This is a genomic window from Sphingobacterium mizutaii (assembly GCF_900187125.1).
GTDB lineage: Bacteria > Bacteroidota > Bacteroidia > Sphingobacteriales > Sphingobacteriaceae > Sphingobacterium > Sphingobacterium mizutaii.
In genome coordinates this window covers 2,485,922-2,505,799 of sequence record NZ_LT906468.1, presented here as the reverse complement: position 1 = coordinate 2,505,799, position 19,878 = coordinate 2,485,922, and the positions used below count along the sequence as shown (strand labels likewise).

15 protein-coding genes are annotated in these 19,878 nt (G+C 39.9%); 9 read left to right on the top strand and 6 right to left on the bottom strand.

The features are described 5' to 3' along the window. Positions 1-173: 173 nt before the first annotated feature. The 5 genes from CKW03_RS10825 (at position 174) to ruvB (ending at position 7,401) form a co-directional block, all read left to right on the top strand. Positions 174-1,757 carry a peptide MFS transporter gene (locus CKW03_RS10825; protein ID WP_093096662.1) on the top strand — a complete coding sequence of 528 codons (1,584 nt, stop codon included), beginning with the start codon at positions 174-176 and terminating at the stop codon, positions 1,755-1,757. 198 nt (positions 1,758-1,955) lie between these two features. Continuing rightward, a complete protein-coding gene (locus tag CKW03_RS10820) occupies positions 1,956-3,746 on the top strand; it encodes a peptide MFS transporter (protein WP_093096659.1) in 1,791 nt (596 codons plus the stop codon). A 23-nt stretch (positions 3,747-3,769) separates the two neighbouring features. After that, on the top strand, positions 3,770-5,302 hold the full coding sequence (locus CKW03_RS10815; RefSeq protein ID WP_093096656.1) for a peptide MFS transporter: 1,533 nt from the start codon (positions 3,770-3,772) through the stop codon (positions 5,300-5,302). A 312-nt stretch (positions 5,303-5,614) separates the two neighbouring features. Continuing rightward, positions 5,615-6,349, top strand: coding sequence for a polyprenol monophosphomannose synthase (locus CKW03_RS10810; protein ID WP_093096654.1), 735 nt, complete (start codon positions 5,615-5,617; stop codon positions 6,347-6,349). A gap of 29 nt (positions 6,350-6,378) precedes the next feature. Continuing rightward, a complete protein-coding gene (gene ruvB / locus CKW03_RS10805) occupies positions 6,379-7,401 on the top strand; it encodes a Holliday junction branch migration DNA helicase RuvB (RefSeq protein ID WP_093096652.1) in 1,023 nt (340 codons plus the stop codon). Here the strand turns inward: ruvB and CKW03_RS10800 are convergent. From CKW03_RS10800 to CKW03_RS10790, 3 genes are all read right to left on the bottom strand, one after another. Next, on the bottom strand, positions 7,393-7,950 hold the full coding sequence (locus tag CKW03_RS10800; RefSeq protein ID WP_093096649.1) for a hypothetical protein: 558 nt from the start codon (positions 7,948-7,950) through the stop codon (positions 7,393-7,395). The genes ruvB and CKW03_RS10800 overlap by 9 nt on opposite strands. A 63-nt stretch (positions 7,951-8,013) precedes the next feature. Next, complete coding sequence (locus CKW03_RS10795; protein WP_093096647.1) at positions 8,014-10,497, bottom strand: S9 family peptidase; 2,484 nt, start codon at positions 10,495-10,497, stop codon at positions 8,014-8,016. Positions 10,498-10,584: 87 nt separating this feature from the next. Continuing rightward, a complete protein-coding gene (locus CKW03_RS10790; protein ID WP_093096644.1) occupies positions 10,585-12,009 on the bottom strand; it encodes an ATP-dependent DNA helicase in 1,425 nt (474 codons plus the stop codon). 73 nt (positions 12,010-12,082) lie between these two features. Here CKW03_RS10790 and CKW03_RS10785 point away from each other — a divergent pair, with 73 nt between their 5' ends. Genes CKW03_RS10785 through coaD form a run of 3 tightly spaced genes read left to right on the top strand, consistent with a single transcriptional unit; the run spans position 12,083 to position 13,868 of the window. Next, on the top strand, positions 12,083-12,868 hold the full coding sequence (locus CKW03_RS10785) for a DUF3822 family protein (protein ID WP_093096642.1): 786 nt from the start codon (positions 12,083-12,085) through the stop codon (positions 12,866-12,868). After that, positions 12,859-13,392, top strand: coding sequence for a 16S rRNA (guanine(966)-N(2))-methyltransferase RsmD (gene rsmD / locus CKW03_RS10780; protein WP_093096639.1), 534 nt, complete (start codon positions 12,859-12,861; stop codon positions 13,390-13,392). Before CKW03_RS10785 ends, rsmD begins: the two co-directional genes overlap by 10 nt. A 2-nt stretch (positions 13,393-13,394) precedes the next feature. Next, positions 13,395-13,868: a pantetheine-phosphate adenylyltransferase gene (gene coaD / locus CKW03_RS10775; RefSeq protein ID WP_093096636.1), complete on the top strand. Its 474-nt coding sequence runs from the start codon at positions 13,395-13,397 to the stop codon at positions 13,866-13,868. Here coaD and CKW03_RS10770 read toward each other — a convergent pair. Further along, positions 13,860-15,170, bottom strand: a complete 1,311-nt coding sequence (locus CKW03_RS10770) for a DEAD/DEAH box helicase (protein ID WP_169918996.1) — start codon at positions 15,168-15,170, stop codon at positions 13,860-13,862. The genes coaD and CKW03_RS10770 overlap by 9 nt on opposite strands. A gap of 1,603 nt (positions 15,171-16,773) precedes the next feature. Between CKW03_RS10770 and CKW03_RS10755 the strand changes: the two genes are divergently transcribed. Beyond that, positions 16,774-17,667 (top strand): OmpA family protein, encoded by an 894-nt coding sequence (locus CKW03_RS10755; RefSeq protein WP_093096626.1) that lies wholly within the window; start codon positions 16,774-16,776, stop codon positions 17,665-17,667. Between the two features lie 737 nt (positions 17,668-18,404). Here CKW03_RS10755 and CKW03_RS10745 read toward each other — a convergent pair. Further along, positions 18,405-19,178, bottom strand: coding sequence for a sulfite exporter TauE/SafE family protein (locus CKW03_RS10745; RefSeq protein WP_093096619.1), 774 nt, complete (start codon positions 19,176-19,178; stop codon positions 18,405-18,407). Then, positions 19,168-19,836: an HAD family hydrolase gene (locus CKW03_RS10740; protein WP_093096616.1), complete on the bottom strand. Its 669-nt coding sequence runs from the start codon at positions 19,834-19,836 to the stop codon at positions 19,168-19,170. Before CKW03_RS10740 ends, CKW03_RS10745 begins: the two co-directional genes overlap by 11 nt. Between the last annotated feature and the right edge of the window lie 42 nt (positions 19,837-19,878).

Genomic DNA, 19,878 nt, shown 5'->3' with positions numbered 1-19,878 from the left:
GACTTTGATGGATTGATTAAACTTTTGGCTGAAATTGATATCTTAACAATTGAATGTTAAATCCGCTAGGGGCTGTTAACTTAGTATTAATTGTAAATAAAAATTTGTTAATTTGCTATCCGGAAAAAATATTGTTCTAAAAAAATCTTAATTAACGTAAATATCAATAACCGATGAATCAAGAAAAAGACCAAGAGTTGGTCCAGCACCTTGCCAAACAAGGAGTGGACGACAAAATGGTAATGGGACATCCTGCAAGTCTATTTGTCCTATTCTTTACTGAGATGTGGGAGCGTTTCAGTTATTACGGAATGAGAGCCCTTCTGACCGTATTCCTAATCACTGAAATTTCTAAGCAAGGCTGGGGATGGAGCAATCAAGATGCCATGGAGTTATACGCTTGGTATACCGGCTTGGTTTATTTGACTCCTTTAATAGGGGGTATGATAGCCGATAAGTTGACTGGATATCGCAAAGCTATCCTCTTAGGAGCTTTGATCATGACGCTCGGTCATGCGTCCATGGCCCTCGAAGGTACTTCGCAATCCTTTTTCTATGTCGGTCTTGTCTTGATGATCTTAGGTAATGGTCTTTTTAAACCAAATATTTCATCTATGGTGGGTCAGTTATATCCAGATACATCTGCGAAAAAAGATGCTGGTTATACGATTTTCTACATGGGGATTAACTCAGGTGCATTCTTAGGAATGCTATTGTGTGGTTATATCGGTGAAAAAGAGGGTTGGCATTACGGATTTGGATTAGCAGGAGTATTTATGTTCTTCGGTATGATTCAATTCTATTTCGCACAAAAGATCTTCGGCGTCATTGGTGAAAAGCCAGGAACGGTTCACTCACCTGAGGAACATGTCCACAACATTCAAGAAGAAGATCATACGCCTAAAAACGTAGTAAGAGATCGTTTGGTTGTGGTAGCAGTATTAATGATTGCCAGTATCTTTTTCTTTTTTGCATTTGAGCAAGCCGGAGGATCGATGACCATTTTTGCAAAGAACTATACCCAACGTGTTCTTGATGGCGATACGGGTGAGATCTTTAAATGGGTCGATGCAGCCTTGACCATATTCCCGATCTTGATCGTAACCTTTGTCCTTTTCAAATTATCCCAACAGATTTTCAGCAAGTATCCATTGACTGTGATTTTTACGGCCATTTCTTTCGCAATTATCTGGGCATTGGGTATTTGGAAGGTAAATAAAGAATTCTCTATTGAAACGACAGAAGTTACGGTTTCTTGGTTCCAGATCTTGAACTCCTTCTTTATTATCACCCTAGCTTCTTCCTTTTCTAAATTATGGGAAAAGGTATGGAACCCTTCGGGTCCAGTGAAGTTTGCTTTCGGGTTGATCTTGGTAGCCGTAGGTTTCCTTGCATTAGCTTATGGATCGATGTCGATCCCTTCAGGGGCGCAGACTGCATCAGTGAGCATGATCTGGTTGATCTTAGCCTATTTCTTCCATACTACAGGTGAGTTATGTGTATCTCCCGTAGGTCTTTCTTATGTAAGTAAGCTTTCTCCTAAGAAATTTGCTGGTCTATTATTTGGATTATGGTTTACTGCCTCAGCGATTGCAAACTTTATAGCAGGTATGACGGGTTCATTCATTGATAAAATCACTGAAACTTATTCCATGACCATTTTCTTTTTGATCATTGCAGCACTTCCTATTTTGGTAGCTATCTTATTATTGATCTTCAACGGTAAATTGAAGAAAATGATGCATGGCATCCACTAGTAGATAGTTAATACAAAACTGATTTAAATTGAAACAAATATAAAAGCCGAATCTTAATAACATTCGGCTTTTTTCATTCCAAGATATAGGCCTTTAATGGCGCTTAAAAAAATTACCCCATCAATGGATTCTAAGGAATCCTGAAAGTTTTTTTATTTTTACAAATTCAAACTTCGCGTTTGATTGAAATTACAGTTTATGAGTCAAGCTTCAGATGCTTCTTTTTCAGAAGAATTAGAGAAACAGGGAATCGACGGAAGCCTTGTGTTAGGTCATCCCTCCGGTTTATTTGTTTTGTTTTTCACAGAAATGTGGGAGCGTTTTTCCTTCTACGGAATGCGCGTGTTACTTATCAATTTCTTAACCAGTGCGATTATTTCAGGCAGTCCATTTTCAGGTTGGGGTTGGGATCCAGTCCAAGCCGGCGCTTTATATGGTACCTATGCGATGTTGCTCTACATTTCACCCATATTTGGTGGTATTTTAGCCGATAAGTATTTAGGCTATCGATATGCCATTGTCATTGGTGCTGCCATCATGACCTTAGGCCACTTGTTTATGGCTTTTGACACACCTTTATTCCTCTATCTAGGGCTTGGTGCCTTGGTGGTAGGTACGGGATTCTTTAAGCCGAATATGACCTCCATTTTATCTGAGATGTACAAGAAGTTCCCGCAAAAGAAAGATGCTGCCTATACCATTTTCTATATGGGGGTCAATTCAGGGGCTTTCTTTGGAATGATGCTTTGTGGTTATTTAGGCGAAAAGGTCGGTTGGCACTGGGGATTCGGATTAGCTGGTATCTTTATGTTTTTAGGGACTTTACAGTTCTGGTATGCCAAACCCATCTTCGGAAAGGTTGGAGATAAGCCTACAGCAGAGGTTAAAGCTGAAAAAGCTGAAGCTGCAGCATTGGCAAACCCAGATGATAAACCGAATCCATTTACAAAATTAGATATCTTCTTGATTGTTATCATGACCATCCTAGGATTGGGCTATGCATTCAATGACCCACTTTCTAAGATTTCAGGCTTAGATATCTTCTCTAGTCTTCAGGTAGGAACTACTGCAGGCCAAAATGTTGCCATTTTTGCAGCATTGATCATCTTCCTGTTTGTTGTTATTTCAAGATTGGCTAGATATACCAAAGTTGTCCGAGATCGTTTGATCGCAGTTATCATCTTTGCGTTCTTCGTTATCTTCTTCTGGATGTCTTTTGAGCAAGGAGCCTCTTCCTTGGTGATTTTTGCACGAGATAGTGTAGACAGAAGTTTATCGGGTAATTCCCTGACTATTTTCAATGTGGTCAATACCTTACTGACCATCGTCCCATTAATCTTTGTAACCTATGCAGTGACCATGCTGACCAAAAAGACTTTTGGCAAGGCACCACTCTCCAATATTGTACAGGTTATTTGCTTTGCAGCTGTTTGGGGTTTAGCATTATGGATGCTGTACCGTGAATTCACTGCCGAATCTTCGGAAATCGCTGTTTCATGGTTCTCGATCATGAACTCTTTCTTTATCATCACCTTTGCTAATTTCGTTTCTAAAATATGGGACTCTAAATATAACCCACCCGCAACCGTGAAATACGGAATGGGCTTGATTGTAATGGCAATCGGTTTTGGATTATTAGCTTTTGGTGCAAATGGACTCCAAGAAGGCGTAAAAGTATCGATGGTCTGGTTGATCTTGGCCTATATGTTCCATACCCTTGGCGAACTCTGTCTTTCACCGGTAGGTCTTTCCTATGTTTCCAAACTTGCCCCGGCAAGGATGATCGGTTTTATGTTTGGGATGTGGTATTTGGCATTGGCAATCGGAAATAAATTAGCAGCCATTATTGGTGGTCAGATTGAAATTATCACCAATCAGTATTCCTTGAGTACGTTTTTCTTGATCTTCACTATTGTGCCAATTGCAGCTGGAATTATCGTGATGTTACTTCACCCAATCGTGAAGAAGCTGATGCACGGCGTAAAATAGAATAATAAATACAATTAAATATAATGGCTACTGAGGCACAAAAAACTCTTGAGGAGATTCAAGATTTTAAAGGCAAATATCCAAAGCAGATCTGGAGACTCTTCTTTTCAGAGATGTGGGAGCGATTCTGTTTCTATGGGATGCGCGGGATGTTGGTCTTCTTTATGATTACACAACTGAATTTTGGAGAAAAAGAGGCCAATCTTCAATATGGAGCAACCCAGGCATTTGTTTATGCCTTTACCTTCATCGGAGGACTCTTCGCAGATAAAATTCTAGGCTTTAGAAAATCCCTCTTTTTCGGAGGATTATTGATGATCGTAGGCTCGGTATTACTGGCCATTGATACCCATCAGTTCTTTTTCTTTGGCTTGGCCTTCATAATTATCGGAACAGGTTTCTTCAAACCTAATATTTCGACCATGGTAGGAGAGCTCTATAAAAGCAATGACAACCGTCGTGATGCCGGATTTTCATTGTTCTATGCAGGAATTAACCTGGGTGCATTTTTAGGTGGATACATCTGTGTGGCGATTGGAAAAGGCTATATGTTGAGTTCTGTCATCGATGAGGCTCACCGTTGGAATGTAGCTTTTGGTCTTGCGGCATTAGGGATGTTGATCAGTTTGATCAATTTCCAATTTACCAAGCATGAGTTGGGACCAATTGGATTGCAACCTGGGCATCCAGACGCTATTGTCAAAACAAAACCCCTTCCTAAATGGGTTGAATATGCAGTGTATGCGAGTACCTTGATTTTCGTCCCTTTGATCCAGGTTATGGTTTCTAAAACGGAGTACACCGATTATTTTATGTATACCATTGGTCCTTTGACCCTGATCTATCTTTTTTATGAGATGTCCAAAGTCGAGAAAAAGGAACGCCATAAATTGATCGCTGCATTGATATTTATTCTGTTTTCCATCGTATTCTGGGGGATTTACGAACAGAGTGGGGGCTCATTGAGCATATTTGCAGCCAACAACCTAAATGATACCGTGGCAGGCGGAGCATTCCGTTTGGACCCTAATGGAGTGAATAACTCCGGTGGAGCATTCTTCATTATTATTTTAGCACCTCTATTTGGACTGTTATGGTTATGGTTGGCGCAACGAAAAATCGAACCCAATACCATTATCAAATTTGGATTAGGATTTATCTTCCTGGGCTTGGGTTATTATGTGCTTTTTGCTACCCGTTTCTTTGCAGTAGATGGAATGACTTCCCTGGACATCTTTACTGCGGCGTTATTGGTGATTACGATAGGGGAGCTTTGTCTTTCTCCAATCGGTCTATCCATTATGACCAAATTATCTCCAGCTAAATTGCAAGGGATCATGATGGGAATGTGGTTTTTAGCCAGTGCCTATGGTCAATATGTGGCTGGCCTGATCGGTGCCAATATGGCTGAAGCTAGAGAAGGCGCATCATTGATGGATAAACTCTTGACCTATACCGAAGGCTATAAGCAATTAGGATTATATTCCTTGATTGCAGGTGCAATTTTGATTATTCTATCGCCATATATTAAGAAATTAATGCATGGGGTAAATTAATATTTAATTCAACAATTATTCAAAGGCCGGAGGTGTAAACATCCGGCTTTTGTGTTTGTGATAGTTAATCCAGTGCTGGGTCTAGACGCACATCGAGTGGCATCTCGGCTTCGCTCGATAACCGCTGAGATGCCGATCAATCATCGGATTAAATCTTGGCCCATCCTCTCATCCCTTGCATCCTGGTTCTTACCCAAATCTTGGTCCATCCTCTAATCCCTTGCATCCTCGTTCAACCCCCAAACATCTTCTGTTACCGAACCTAATTGTTTGGGACTAATTGCTTAACTTTACGCCATCAAAATTTAAGGCGTGTCAGATAGCATTGTAATCATTCCTACCTACAACGAGAAGGAAAACATAGAACGAATCATTCGAAAGGTCTTTTCATTAGAAGTAGATTTCCATATCCTTATCGTTGATGATGGATCTCCGGATGGAACAGCAAATATTGTTAAAGAACTTCAGGCTACAGAATTCGCTGATCGACTCTTTATCGAAGAACGAAAAGGGAAGTTGGGTTTAGGTACGGCCTATATCCATGGATTCAAATGGGCGCTGAGCCGCTCTTATGAATTCATTTTCGAAATGGATGCTGATTTTAGCCATAATCCCGATGATTTGATCCGCCTTCGTGAAACCTGTAAAATAGGATCAGCTGATATGGCAATTGGATCCCGATATATCAAAGGGGTGAATGTGGTAAACTGGCCGATGAACCGTGTATTGATGTCTTATTTTGCATCGGCTTATGTCAGGTTGATTACGCGAATCAAGATCCAGGACGCTACAGCAGGTTTTGTATGCTTTAGGAGAGAAGTTTTAGAAACCATACCTTTGGATAAGATCAAATTTGTGGGCTATGCCTTTCAAATTGAAATGAAGTTCACTGCCATTCAATATGGTTTCAATGTTGTGGAAATTCCTATTATTTTTACAGATAGAACCTTAGGTACTTCAAAAATGAGCACCAAGATATTTAAAGAAGCTTTCTTTGGAGTTATTCAAATGAAATTCAATAGCTTGTTTAAAAAATACGAGAGATAATTGTTTACTAAAGATTTGTGTTCCAAGATATGAATGAAAACCTTGACCCCAATCCTGAAAGATTAACGTCGACTGATAAAGACTTGGAGAGGGTGCTTCGTCCGCAGACTTTCGAAGATTTTACCGGTCAGGCTAAGATATTGGAGAACCTTTCCATCTTTGTAAAAGCAGCTAAGCTACGTGCAGAAGCGCTTGACCATGTACTTTTACATGGTCCTCCCGGATTGGGTAAAACCACCTTATCCCACATCATTGCCAATGAGATGGGAGTAGGGATCAAAATAACATCAGGACCTGTATTGGATAAACCGGGCGACTTGGCTGGTCTATTGACCAACCTTGAAGAAGGTGATATCCTTTTTATTGATGAGATACACCGTTTAAGCCCCTTGGTTGAAGAGTATCTGTATTCAGCAATGGAAGACTTCAAAATCGACATCATGCTTGAAACGGGCCCAAATGCCCGTTCTGTTCAGATTTCTCTAAATCCTTTCACCTTAGTGGGAGCAACGACGCGTTCTGGCTTATTGACCGCACCGCTGCGCGCTCGCTTTGGAATCAATTCCAGGTTACAATATTACGATTCCAAGCTATTGACAGATATCGTTATGCGTTCTGCCCAGATATTAAAGGTTCCAATCTCTGAAGAAGGTGCCTTTGAAATTGCCAGAAGAAGCCGAGGAACCCCTAGGATTGCCAATGCCCTTTTGAGAAGGACGCGAGATTTCGCCCAGATCAAAGGAAATGGATCCATTGACAAAGCCATCGCCCAATTTGCACTAAATGCCTTAAATGTCGATGAACATGGATTGGACGAAATGGATAACCGCATCTTAAGCACGATCATCGAAAAATTCAAAGGTGGCCCTGTAGGCTTAAAAACCATTGCTACGGCCGTGGGTGAAGATGAAGGGACCATTGAAGAAGTGTATGAACCATTCTTGATCCAAGAAGGCTACATTATGCGGACTTCTAGAGGTAGGGAGTGTACGGAATTAGCATTCAAGCATTTAGGAAAAAATCATTTTAATAAAGGAAATACCTTATTTTAATTCCAATTTGCTCAATCTCTTTAAAATATAAGTACCTCTGCTCCTTAAAGCAGGGGTATTTTCTTTTTCTAGGCTCAGTTCAATGATAAGCTTTAATTCTTTCCCAATCCAATCATAAGTAGGAATTAACCTGAACAGGATATCGAAGGCGTTGACCTTTACCGCTACTGGACAATCGCTCTGATCAATGATCGCAAAGCTCTTTTCCATGATCATTTCTTTTTCCTTTTCGGATAAGGTAATACTTGTGTTGGAGTTGGATAGCATCCACATTAATAGCTTAGTATAGCTTCTTAAACTACTCCAATTAAATAAGTCCTTATAGTTTATGATCAATCTTTCATATATGCATTTAAATAGGGAAGGGTTCTGTAATAAGATATGTTCCATTGCCCATGCACTACGAAAACATAAGCGGGGATTTTTCTCTTCAATACTCCATTGAAGTAGTTGATCTAGGCTGACTACCTTTAAGATTTCCTCATTTAAATCAGAAGCCCCAAAATGCATTAGGGCTTCTTTAAATTTATCTTCAGTTTTTTCGCTCATATTTTACCCGCTAAAATGGATCATAAAATAAGGAGAAAAACTGTTTATATTAAAATGGAATTTTTATTTAAGCGGTTTTTCCCGATTCATTTCCATCATATCAACCTCATTCATCTCAGAAGCTCCTAATAGGTGCTGACTGAAATAATCGGCCATTCTCCAGAAGAAATATTCAGTCATATCGCCAAATCCATGCCTTTGGCCTGGTAATAATAGAAAATCAAACCTTTTATTGGCCCTGATTAAGGCATCTACCATACGGATTGAATTCGCCGGATGCACATTATTGTCAATGTCTCCAGTTGCAATCAATAATTTCCCTTTTAAGTTTTTAGCCAATTCTGTATTTCTGCTTATAGTATAGCTGAAGGTGGTGTCACCTTTCGCACTGATTTCTTCCTTAACGCCATGATGTCTTTCGCTCCACCAACGATTATAGATGTTATTCTCGTGGTTACCTGCTCCCGATACTGCTACCTTGAAGAAATCTGGATATACCAACATAGCAGCAGTGGACATAAAACCACCACCTGAATGGCCCGTAATTCCCACTTTACTAATGTCTATGAATGGATATTTATCAGCTAATTGTTCAGCTGCTACCTTTTTATCTTCTAATCCATAATCCCTTAGGTTGCCATAACCATAGGTATGGTACCATTTTGAACGGGAAGGGTGTCCACCACGGTTACCCACTGAGATTACGATAAAGCCCATCTGTGCCAATCTGTCGATCCTGTCCATCGATCTGCCAAAGCTCTTGTTTACCGCTTCCGTTTGTGGTCCTGGATACACGTACTCAATAATGGGGTAGGTCTTGGTTGAATCAAAGTCAAATGGTTTGTACATGACGCCATACAAATCCGTAATTCCATCACCAGCTTTAACCTTAAATGGTTCTGGGAACTTATATCCTGCAGCGAATAGGTTTGACAAATCGGTTTCTTCCAATTTCATAACCAGTTGCCCATTAGCATTATAAAGGTTGCTAATTGGAGCAGTGTTTACCCTGGAATAATTATCGATGAAGTAATTGCTGCTTTCACTGCTAACAACCTGATGGTCGAAATCCCCCGGCGTCAATAATTTAATGGCGCCACCACTCTTATTCACAGAGTAATAGTAGGTATAATATGGATCGATATTTTTTTCCTTGCCATTGGCTTTAAAGTACAAGGTACCTGTAGCTTCATTGTATCGGGTCAAATCATCACAATGGAACTCACCTTTGGTGATCTGGTTGATCATTCTTCCATTTTTATCATATAAGTAGAAATGTCCCCAACCATCTCGTTGGGACCAATGGATAAATTGACTGCCATTATTGACGAAGTAAGGCTTTTTGATATCTTGATATACATTCGAGCGCTCTTCCAGAACTGTTCTGCTGTTACCGTTCACATTTACCGCTACAATATCAATCCGCTTTAAGTCACGACTTGACCTAGCGATATAGAACTCCTCATTATTGCCTAACCAATAATTGATATAATGTTTGCCTTTATAACTTTCTTTAGTTCTGTCCTGACTCCAGTTGCTAATCGTTTGATTCTTGAATGCAGAAACATTTATTTGTTTAGGCTTTAAGGTATTTGCGTCGAATATATAGAGTTCTACTTCAGTAGAATCTGTTTCGCCCGGCATCAAATATTTATAGGTTTCCAGGGTAGGTCGCTTTGCTGCGACATTGTTTATCACCCATAAAGCACTGTACTCTCGATTGTCCTTTTTGGTCAACGTAAAGTACTGACCATTCGGGGACCAATTGATCCAAACCGGTTTCCTCTTTTTCTTTTCTTCATCCTCCGATTTTTTATCACCGGTCGTTACGCTGTACTCGTCTCCACCCCAAGCATAATATTGTACCCCGTCTGAGGTAATCTGGTGCTCAACGATCGTAGAATCCTTCTCATCCTTCTGCGCTTTCAAGTAATTGCTATAATCCATCCAATACAGGTTGTAGTTTTTAGCATAGTAAACCCTACTGGTATCGGGATTAAAGTTTGCCCAGAACAATTTGGTCTTTTCCTTACTGTCTTCGCCTAATTCCCTCAAGTTGTTGTTGCTGATATTATATTCGAAATAATACAGCTTCTTCTTGATTGTATCTTTCTTGTTGGTCAGCTTTTGGATTTCTTCTTTTGTCTTAACGGTGTCTTTACTGCTTTGGACCTCAAAACGGATCAAGTTTTCATTATCCATGAAACGAAGGTTCCTGATTTCAAGGTGCTGGGCATCGAAAGGGTTCTTGACAATGGAAGTGATCCTGGAAGCCATATCGGCATGGTCAAACAATTCGGATTTCTTTTTGGTCTTTGGATCTACCAAATACCATTTCTTGCCTGATGGACTGTTGTATTCGTACCAGAATTTATCACCAAAATTTATCCAATTGGGATTGACCTCAGTCGAGAAGATCAATTTGCTCAGTTTGCTTGGAGAAAACTTAGAGGCTAATTGGTAGTTTGGCTTGGTTAAGGTAGATTTTTCCTGTCCTTGTGATATTGCAAAACTTAGCAATAGGACAAAGGTTAAAAAATGCTTCATTTTAGTAATTTAGTCAATATTAGATTCAGCGAAAATATCCATTTACTGCCCCAAAAAAGAAGCTTTCATGTATTATTTTTGATAGGATTAGGCTTCGTAAAACTTTTCGTTGAAATTAACCAGAAAAAGCTCTTGGGTGGCACGGGTGATGGCTGTGTATAACCAGCGCATAAATTCAGTGTTCAGCATTTCATCGTTCATGTACCCTTGGTCAACAAAGACCAATGGCCATTGCCCACCTTGTGCTTTATGGCAAGTTATGGCATAGGCAAATTTGATCTGTAGTGCATTGTAATAAGGATCCTTTTTGATGGAATCCATTCTGTCTTTTTTTGCTGGAATATCCTGGTAATCCTCCGCGATACTGTTATATAGTTTTTGTTGTTGCTCGTAGGGCAAGCTGGGTGAGTCAACATAGAGGCTGTCCAATAAGACCCGACATCGGATGGCATCTCCCTCGTTATTGTCCATAAACTCAAGGTATAGGTCAGCAAACCTAAAACCATGCATTTCATGTACATTACTTACTTTCTTGATGACTGCCATGTCACCATTGGCAATGAAACCAGTGTTTTTCTCATCGTTGTCCTGCAACCAATAATAATTGTTCTTAACCACCATCACGATATCACCACCTGTAATTTCCTCATCCCTAAACAAGATCTGATTTCGAATATGCTGATTGTAAAGGTTGGCTGATTTATTAGATCGACAAATAACCATCGCGTTTTCGATACCAAATTTGTCATAAGCATAATGCAAACCTTCTATCAGCCGTTCTCCATTCATCCGAAAGATATCTTTGAAGGCTTTGGTGACAAATTGCGGATAGCTGTATTCTACAAATTCTTCATCCAAGCGGATTTCATTCCTGATTTTGGTAGCATTGTACAGAATTCCAGAGTTTTTGTCCTGACGGACCACATCGGTCATTTCATAACTGAATATCTGAAGACCAAACTCTGCATTCATATATTCAGGATCCAATGCAGGGCTTTGTTCCAAACCCACGGGCGGCAACTGTGCTGTATCGCCAACAAGCATCAAGCAGCAATTCTCACCCGATTGTACAAATTCGATCAGATCATGTAATAAGCCATTGGAAAACATACTATGGCCCTCGTTACTGATCATGGATGCTTCGTCCACAATAAAAAGGGTGTTTTCATGGATATTGTCCGCTAAACTAAATTGCATATCCAAGGAAACGGCATTTTTCTTTCTGTAGATTTTCTTATGAATGGTCAGTGCATTCCTGCCCGAGTAGGAGGACATCACCTTGGCAGCTCGACCGGTTGGTGCCAATAATACCGATCTCTTCTGGAATTTTCCTAGGGTTTTTACCAAGGCACTGATGATGCTGGTCTTACCTGTACCTGCATAACCTTTTAGGATAAAGCATGATTCCTGGGAAAATGTATGCAAGAATTCCCCTAAAATGGAAAATACCTGTTCCTGTTGCGGGGTAGCTTGGTGTGAAAACTGTTGTAAAAGGCTGTTTTTTATCTGCACAACCCAAAGTTATCCAAAAGGTTGGTCAATCCAATTTTAAAAACTAATTTTGTGTTTATACCATCTGCAAAGAATGAATTATACTTCAAAACAATTTCATATTCATTATATAACGCAATACACCCTGATCGTTAAAGCAAATTATCAATATGATAAACTCTATGTTTTAGATCAAGACAATCAACTTTTAGTGTACATGAACTTTGAAAGCCATAATCCTTCTGAGGAGGCCCTCAAATTATTGAGCTTACCTTTTCAGCATGTTTATGTCAGTATCCCAAGCCATAATCTGACTTTTGTCCCTGATGATCTTTATCAGGAGGTCGATCTAGAGAAATATCAGGAATTTATGGAGAATCCTGCTCAGGAAATGAACAGCACTTCCATCGATTTCTTACAAATCAAGGCTTTTTACCAATCAGATGTGCTATTGCAACACCGTTGGAAAACTCTTTTTCCAGAGGCTAAATTTGTTCCTGAGTTTAAGCTCAACCTGATTCAAGCTAGACCATTCATTCCTTTAAAAGGACATGTATTAGGTGTAGTTTTTGATGATAACTCCACTGATATTTACCTGTTTATCAATGGTCAGTTTAAGTTCTACAATACTTTTGAAATTGTTAGCGATGATGACCTAAGTTATTTTATCTTAAACATCTTCGAAAACTTTGCTATTGATGGAAAGGTGAATAAAGTCTTGTACTCGGCAATCAATGCAGATCAATCTTTTATCCAGAAACTGAGAACCTACTCCGACGAGCTGATTGAAATTTCGGCAAGTAAACCGGCAGTTTCCTTAGATGACGAATCGGAAGATTATAACAGAAGTTACTTAATAGATTTACCTACATGCGAATAATTGGAGGAAAGGCTGCTGGATTGAGGCTTAACCCTCCCCAGAACCTGCCTGTAAGACCGACCACAGATATTGCTAAAGAAGCCCTGTTCAATATCTTGAACAATCGCATCGATTTTGATGGACTGGAGTGCTTAGATTTATTTGCTGGAACAGGAAATATATCTTTTGAGTTGGCATCGCGTGGGGTCAATAAAGTAAATGCTGTAGACTTGCATGGAAAATGTGTTCTATATATTACGGAGACTGCAAAAAAATTAGATCTTTCCCAAATTAAAGCGAGAAAGGCCGATGTTTTTAAGTTTATCAAATCGGATAAGGAAAGCTACGACTTGATTTTTGCCGATCCTCCTTATGATTTAGGGCAATTGCCAATGTTGGCTTCCATGGTTCTTGAAAATAACCTGTTAAATGAGGGTGGGCTTCTAATAGTCGAACATCCTAGTAACCGCAAAATGATCGATCACCCCAATTTTGTCGAAACCCGACAATATGGGAATTCCTCATTTAGCTTTTATTCTAAATAATTATGAAAATAGCTGTCTTTCCAGGATCTTTTGATCCTTTCACCATTGCTCATCAAGATTTGATTAAAAGGGCTTTACCTCTTTTTGATAAAATATACATTGCTATTGGCGTTAATAGCTCAAAAGTAGGGATGATGGATGTGGAAAGCCGAAAATCTTCCATTTCTGAGCTTTACAAGGATAATGAGCAAGTGGAAGTGGGATTCTATAATGGATTGACTGTCGATTATTGTGAGTCTATCGGAGCTGATTTTATTTTAAGGGGACTGCGCAATGGAACCGACCTAGATTATGAAAATATCATTGCACAGAACAATCTTTTATTAGCCCCTCAGATCGAAACTTACTTCTTGGTAAGCAGGAGCGGAGAGGCTCATATTTCTTCTACTATCGTTCGTGATATCTGGAAAAACAATGGCGACATCAGTCATCTTGTCCCTGCTGTAATCCTACAGTATATCAAGCGATTAAATTAGGTTGATCCTAACTTTTTGACCCTTGATCTTACCGTTTGTTCCGTTTTTGACAACCTTATTGGCAACGTCCGAACGAATAGCGACATAAGAATCATGTGGTTTCACCACGATCAAGCCTAGATCATCCTTAGAGATCTCGGGTAAGTTCAGGATATAACCCACGATATCAATCTTGTTGACCTTCTGTTTCTTTCCGGCATTGATCCTTAAAGTCTTAAATTCGGGTTCTTCAGGAATAGGATAGAAGCCATCCAGTTCTAGGGTCTCTGCACCCTCTAAATAATGGGCAGCGCGATCCTCATCGGTCAAGATACCATATACATAGCCTTTTTGTCCATTCCTTCCGGCACGTCCATTTCTATGGATAAATTCATCCTCCTTATAAGGGAATTGATAATGGACCACATGGTTCATTTCAGGGATATCCAAACCTCTAGCTGCCAAATCCGTGGTTACCAAAATATTCTGGCTACCGTTCTTGATTTTGATGATGGTCAATTCACGGATAAATTGTTCCAGGCCACCATGATAAGGAATGCTCTCGATTCCTTTTCCTTCTAAAATCTCGGATATATTGTCTACGGCCTCCCTATGGTTACAGAAAACCAAAACCCTTTCATCACCGATCTTACATAGTAATTTGAACAAAGACTCTAGTTTTAATTTAGAACTGCTCAGGACCTTGTAATAGGTCAGGTCAGGTCTTAGACCATGGTTGTCAACATAATCTAATTTGATAGGATCATTCAGTTCCAAAAAAGCCGGGATCTCGGCCATATCGGTGGCTGAAGTCAAGATCTTATGCTTCACATCTCTACAAGCCCTGACGATATAACTTAATTGGTCTTGGAAACCTAATTCCAATGATTTATCAAATTCATCCAATACCAGCGTATGGCAACCTTCCAATAATGTTGGAACCCGATCGATATGGTAGATGATCCTTCCAGGAGTACCAATGATCAGGGCAGGTTCTTGTTTTAATTTATCTTTTTCCAGCTGGCTGTTATTTCCGCCGTATAATAAAGCAACATTGATAGCACTGTTCATTTGCTTAATGACCGATTCGATCTGTAAGGCCAGTTCGCGAGTAGGGACCACGATCATGGCTTTGGTACCCTTGCTGATGTTGTCGCCCAATAATTTGAACAATAACAAGCTAAATGCTAGTGTTTTACCGGATCCGGTAGGTGATAACAAGACAAGGTCGCGGGTATTGCTGAACTCTTTCAGTACCTCTTCCTGCATAGGATTTAGTGCTTCAATGTTCAGATTTTTCAGATAGGTGTTCAAATGTTGCATGGACAAAATTATCATTAATGATCGGTATTTAGGCTTTCCAAGGCAAATTGAACAAAAAAATAATTGCCTTTGATTTTTGGCACAGGTTTTGAGTATAAGATAGTATTCATAATTTAGGTTAATAATTGGTTAGTTAAGGATTGAAATCTCCCCGATTTCAATCCTTTTTTCTTTTAGGCTAATTTGACTTTATTCGAGACATATTCCGAAATCTCGCAAAATGGATAGAATTCTAGCAAACCCCTTCCCGAACATGCCTCGAATAAGCCTCGAATAAGGTTAGGATATAGGCTAATTAAGCTAAAATAATTCTGCCTATCTAGGGCAGTAAGCTCATCGAGCGTCATCTCGGCTTCGATAACAGCCGAGATGACCATCTATGGTACCCTAAATGTACAGCGGAGTCGAGGGGGGAGTCACTCCATCCCAGATCTACGTTCTGGGGGACAAATCAGGTATTATTGTTTAATTGAATATCGGCCGGTTTTGTAGGGGCTTATTGCATAAGCCCGTGATCTTTAAAAATTGCGGACCTGTAGGTTGGCGGAAAAAATAACGAATTCAAAAATAATTCATGGAGCTGGCGGCCGAATTCAATTCGCCCTACAGTATAGGTGCATGCTAGACAATATCTTGGCCAACATGCAATCATTTATAGGTGTGAACCTCGAGCGGAGTCCAGATGCCAACAATTCTTCGTTACTTTTGAAGCGCAAATTAACCAAACCGACGAAGGAGCTCACGGATACCAAAAAAACAACTCGAATCCGTAAACGCTTCGGCTCATTTAAGGTGGCTTTTCGCACTGGCTCCCGCACATGGATGGAATGCCTTGTTGTCGGGAATATCTTTCAATAGATCATCCCTTTTGATGGGATGATCTTATGAAAGCATTCCAAGGCCAATCCTATCGCGCAGGGCATCGGCATTCTATCCATTTTTCCGCCAAGGAAATGAGCCGGGGGCTAAAGGACTTCCTTCGGAAGGATGCTGATTGCATGGATAGGCAACCCCCAGTGGGGGTGGAATCTTTGTAGAGAATCAAACCGCTTGACGGATAACCCACAGCGTGGGTGAAATATTTTTCTAAAAATCCCTCTCTGGAATATCCAATTCTGAACGATGAGTGAAGAATCTGTACTACAATGTCCACTACATTTTGTCATTCTGTACCGGAGGTACAGGAACTGTACGCCAATGCAATCTTTGTTTGTATGGTCCGAGAACCTTCCTGCGTCAGGTTGACACTAAAAAGAAACAAAGAAAATGTTTGCCATCTCGACGGTTAACGATCGAAGCCGAGATGCCCCTCAATGTTCAGATTCTATATTATGGATTGATTTTTTCCTTTCCTAGGTATTAATATTAAAAAGGATATAGATTTTATTGAATTATGATAAAATAATGAGAATTGTTCTTGGTTTATTTAAAGGAAAGAGCTTAAATTTAAAATAAAATATTTTTAAATAATCGCTGCTTAGATAGCTAAAATAGGGGATTATTTAGAAAATATGTTTTGGCATTGCGCTAATTGTGCATAAAAGGCATTCCTTTTGCTTAACAGTAGCGTAACATTATAAGAATACAAATAAAATCAAGCGTTATGATTAAAAGAATTAGCGTACCATTACTGTTGGTGTCAGCCTTGTTTATCACTTCATGTGGCGTAAGCAAGAAGACCCACCGAGCTTTAGAAGCTCAATATAAGGAACTGGGTGATAAATATAATCAGAGTCAGTTAGACCTTGCAGAAAGTAAAACCAGAGTGAAGAGCTTAGAGGAGCAACTTGAGCAAGAACGCAAGAACAATGCGGGCTTAAGAGAGGCCTTAGCTAAATTACAAGGAACATTGGACAATAGTATTAACCAAAATACCCAGGGGAATGTCAATATTTCCAAATTGGTGGATGAAATCAATGCTTCCAACAAATACATTCAACATTTAGTAAACACCAAGCAAAAAAGTGATTCACTTAATATGGTGTTGACAAACAACTTGACACGTTCTTTGAGTCGTGAAGAAATGAACGACGTGGATGTTCAAGTATTAAAGGGTGTGGTTTATATTTCATTGTCTGATAATATGCTATATAAATCAGGAAGCTATGAAATCTCAGATCGTGCTGGTGAAACCTTGTCGAAAATCGCCAAGATCATCCAAGATTACAAAGATTATGACGTGCTGATCGAAGGTAATACCGATACAGACCCAATCTCAAAACCTAATATCCGTAATAACTGGGATTTAAGTACATTGAGAGCATCATCCGTCGTTCAAGCTTTACAGAATACCTATGGAGTTGATCCTAAGCGCTTGACTGCAGGTGGACGAGGTGAATATAACCCTGTTGCCAGCAATGCCAGTGCAGACGGTAAATCTAAAAACCGTAGGACACAAATTATCATTACCCCTAAACTGGATCAGTTTATGGAGTTGATCGATAAGGCTCCTGAAACCGAAAATTCAGAAGTTCCGGTGGATACAACATCGTTCTAATAAAAACTAAAAGGGAGTCATTTAAGACTCCCTTTTGGTTTTTAGACATAAGACATAAGACATTAGACCGTTCTAGTGTCTTTTTTTTGAACCAGGATTAATGGGATAAGAGGAAAGACCAAGATCTGGGATTGAACCAGGATTAAAGGGATGAGAGGATGGACCAAGATCTGGGATTGAACCAGGAATAAAGGGATTAAGGGAATTTTTTTTATTTTGATTCTGAACGATTAGTGAAGAATCTGTACGGCAATGTCCACTACATTTTGTCATTCTGCACCGAAGGTGCAGGACCTGTACGCCAATACAATTTTTTTTATATTCTAATTATCAATAGTTCCGAGATGTTTCGTACCTCAATATGTCAGGCATGGGGACAATAAAAGGCCTGGTTCCGAGATGTTTCGTACCTCAACATGACAGTCTTGGGGACAATAAAAGGCATGGTTCCTAGATGTTTCGTACCTCAACATGACAGTCTTGGGGACAATAAAAAGGCATAGTTCCGAGATGTTTCGTACCTCAATATGTCAGGCATGGGGACAATAAAAGGCCTGGTTCCGAGATGTTTCGTACCTCAACATGACAGTCTTGGGGACAATAAAAGGCATGGTTCCGAGATTTTTCGTACCTCAATATGTCAGGCATGGGCGCATTAATATAGTCCCTTTACTTGTTTTTACGCTTTGAACAGGTCTCACATCTCACATCTCATATCTCTTATCTCACATCTCCCTCTACCCAAACATCAACATCAGCGAGGATATAATCACCAAGGCCAGGATAACGATCTTAAATTCCTTTTCGGGAATGATTTTGACCAGTTTGATGCCGATATAGCCACCTAGAAGGATAAAAGGGATGGCAAGGCAATTTAGGATGATTCCTTCCCAGGTCAGGTTTTTCCAGACAAAAAGCTGTAGGGGTATTTTGGAAAAATTCAGGATCATAATAAACCAAGCTCCAGTGGCCACTAAGGTTACTTTGTTGAGCTTTCGGGTCAGAAGGTAGATGGTGAGGGCTGGACCTGCAGCATTGCCAATCATGGTGGAGAAGCCGACCAAGAGGCCAAAGGAGGGGGAATACCACCAATTGTCGGTGAAATCCTTTGCATCTTGACTTTTCTTGGCTTTGTTCGTGCCCCAGATCATCAGTAAAACCGAGATAAAGATACAGGCACCCATTATAAACTTAAAGGTACCATCGTCGATATATTCACCTACAAAGAGTCCGATAAATAGGCCTAACATGGAAAAGGGGAGCATGGACTTGATCTCGGACCAAATAAATTGTTTCCGATAATAGATCACCGCGAGCAGATCGGCCATGCAAAGGAGGATTAGAACGATTCCTGTAGAGAACTTTGCTCCGAAAAGAAGGGCAAACATAGGGATGGTAAAGGTTCCTACGTTCTGGATTCCTGTCTTGGAGACACCAATCAGCATGGCGCAGAAAAAATAAAGTATCCATGCGCCTGGTGAAGGAATCAGTTCTAAGGCATTATCCCACATGTTGTTTGTAAAGTGACTTTAGCTTATCGACATTCATGTTTTTATAGTTATCGATATAATCCAGGCAGACCGGAAGATCTTCTTTCTTATGGGAGCTAAGTACCCCAATCACGTTCATATTAGCATTCAAACCCGCTGTTACGCCTGAAAAAGAGTCTTCGAAGACAAAGCAGTTTTGCGGATCCATGTTTAAGTTATTTGCCGATTTAAGGTATACTTCAGGATGAGGTTTGTGCAATTCCACATTTTCAGAACCTAAAGTAGACTGGAAGAAATTGCGGATATCCAATGTGTCCAGGATCAGGTCCATATTGGCACGAGGGGCTGAAGTAGCTACTCCGAGCTTGATTTCGTTGTCTTTCAAGTTGCTTAAGAAATCTGGAAGATAAGGGATTGGTTTGGCTTCCAATTTATATATTTCCCTGAACAAACCTTCTTTTTCCTTTTCTAGGCTCAGCAATTCCTGTCCTGCAATCGGTCTTTTGAAGAAATGGGTAAATATATAACTGTTATGTTTGCCATACATATGTTTTTCAAATTCCTCATCAGAATAAGGGATTTGGTATTTGTCAAAAAATGCTTCAAAGGCTTTGGCGTGGTATGGATTAGTGTGGGCAATTACACCATCCATATCAAAGATGACGGCTAATTCTTTCATTGGGGCAAAAATACAAATATAATCTTTAAAACAGCTTTAATT

Coding starts and splice junctions, on each gene's coding strand:
- CKW03_RS10815 (WP_093096656.1), top strand. CDS start 3,770: ATGGCTACTGAGGCACAAAAAACTCTTGAGGAGATTCAAGATTTTAAA.
- ruvB (WP_093096652.1), top strand. CDS start 6,379: ATGAATGAAAACCTTGACCCCAATCCTGAAAGATTAACGTCGACTGAT.
- rsmD (WP_093096639.1), top strand. CDS start 12,859: ATGCGAATAATTGGAGGAAAGGCTGCTGGATTGAGGCTTAACCCTCCC.
- CKW03_RS10745 (WP_093096619.1), bottom strand. CDS start 19,178: ATGTGGGATAATGCCTTAGAACTGATTCCTTCACCAGGCGCATGGATA.
- CKW03_RS10785 (WP_093096642.1), top strand. CDS start 12,083: ATGAATTATACTTCAAAACAATTTCATATTCATTATATAACGCAATAC.
- CKW03_RS10820 (WP_093096659.1), top strand. CDS start 1,956: ATGAGTCAAGCTTCAGATGCTTCTTTTTCAGAAGAATTAGAGAAACAG.
- CKW03_RS10800 (WP_093096649.1), bottom strand. CDS start 7,950: ATGAGCGAAAAAACTGAAGATAAATTTAAAGAAGCCCTAATGCATTTT.
- CKW03_RS10755 (WP_093096626.1), top strand. CDS start 16,774: ATGATTAAAAGAATTAGCGTACCATTACTGTTGGTGTCAGCCTTGTTT.
- CKW03_RS10770 (WP_169918996.1), bottom strand. CDS start 15,170: ATGCAACATTTGAACACCTATCTGAAAAATCTGAACATTGAAGCACTA.
- coaD (WP_093096636.1), top strand. CDS start 13,395: ATGAAAATAGCTGTCTTTCCAGGATCTTTTGATCCTTTCACCATTGCT.
- CKW03_RS10825 (WP_093096662.1), top strand. CDS start 174: ATGAATCAAGAAAAAGACCAAGAGTTGGTCCAGCACCTTGCCAAACAA.
- CKW03_RS10795 (WP_093096647.1), bottom strand. CDS start 10,497: ATGAAGCATTTTTTAACCTTTGTCCTATTGCTAAGTTTTGCAATATCA.
- CKW03_RS10740 (WP_093096616.1), bottom strand. CDS start 19,836: ATGAAAGAATTAGCCGTCATCTTTGATATGGATGGTGTAATTGCCCAC.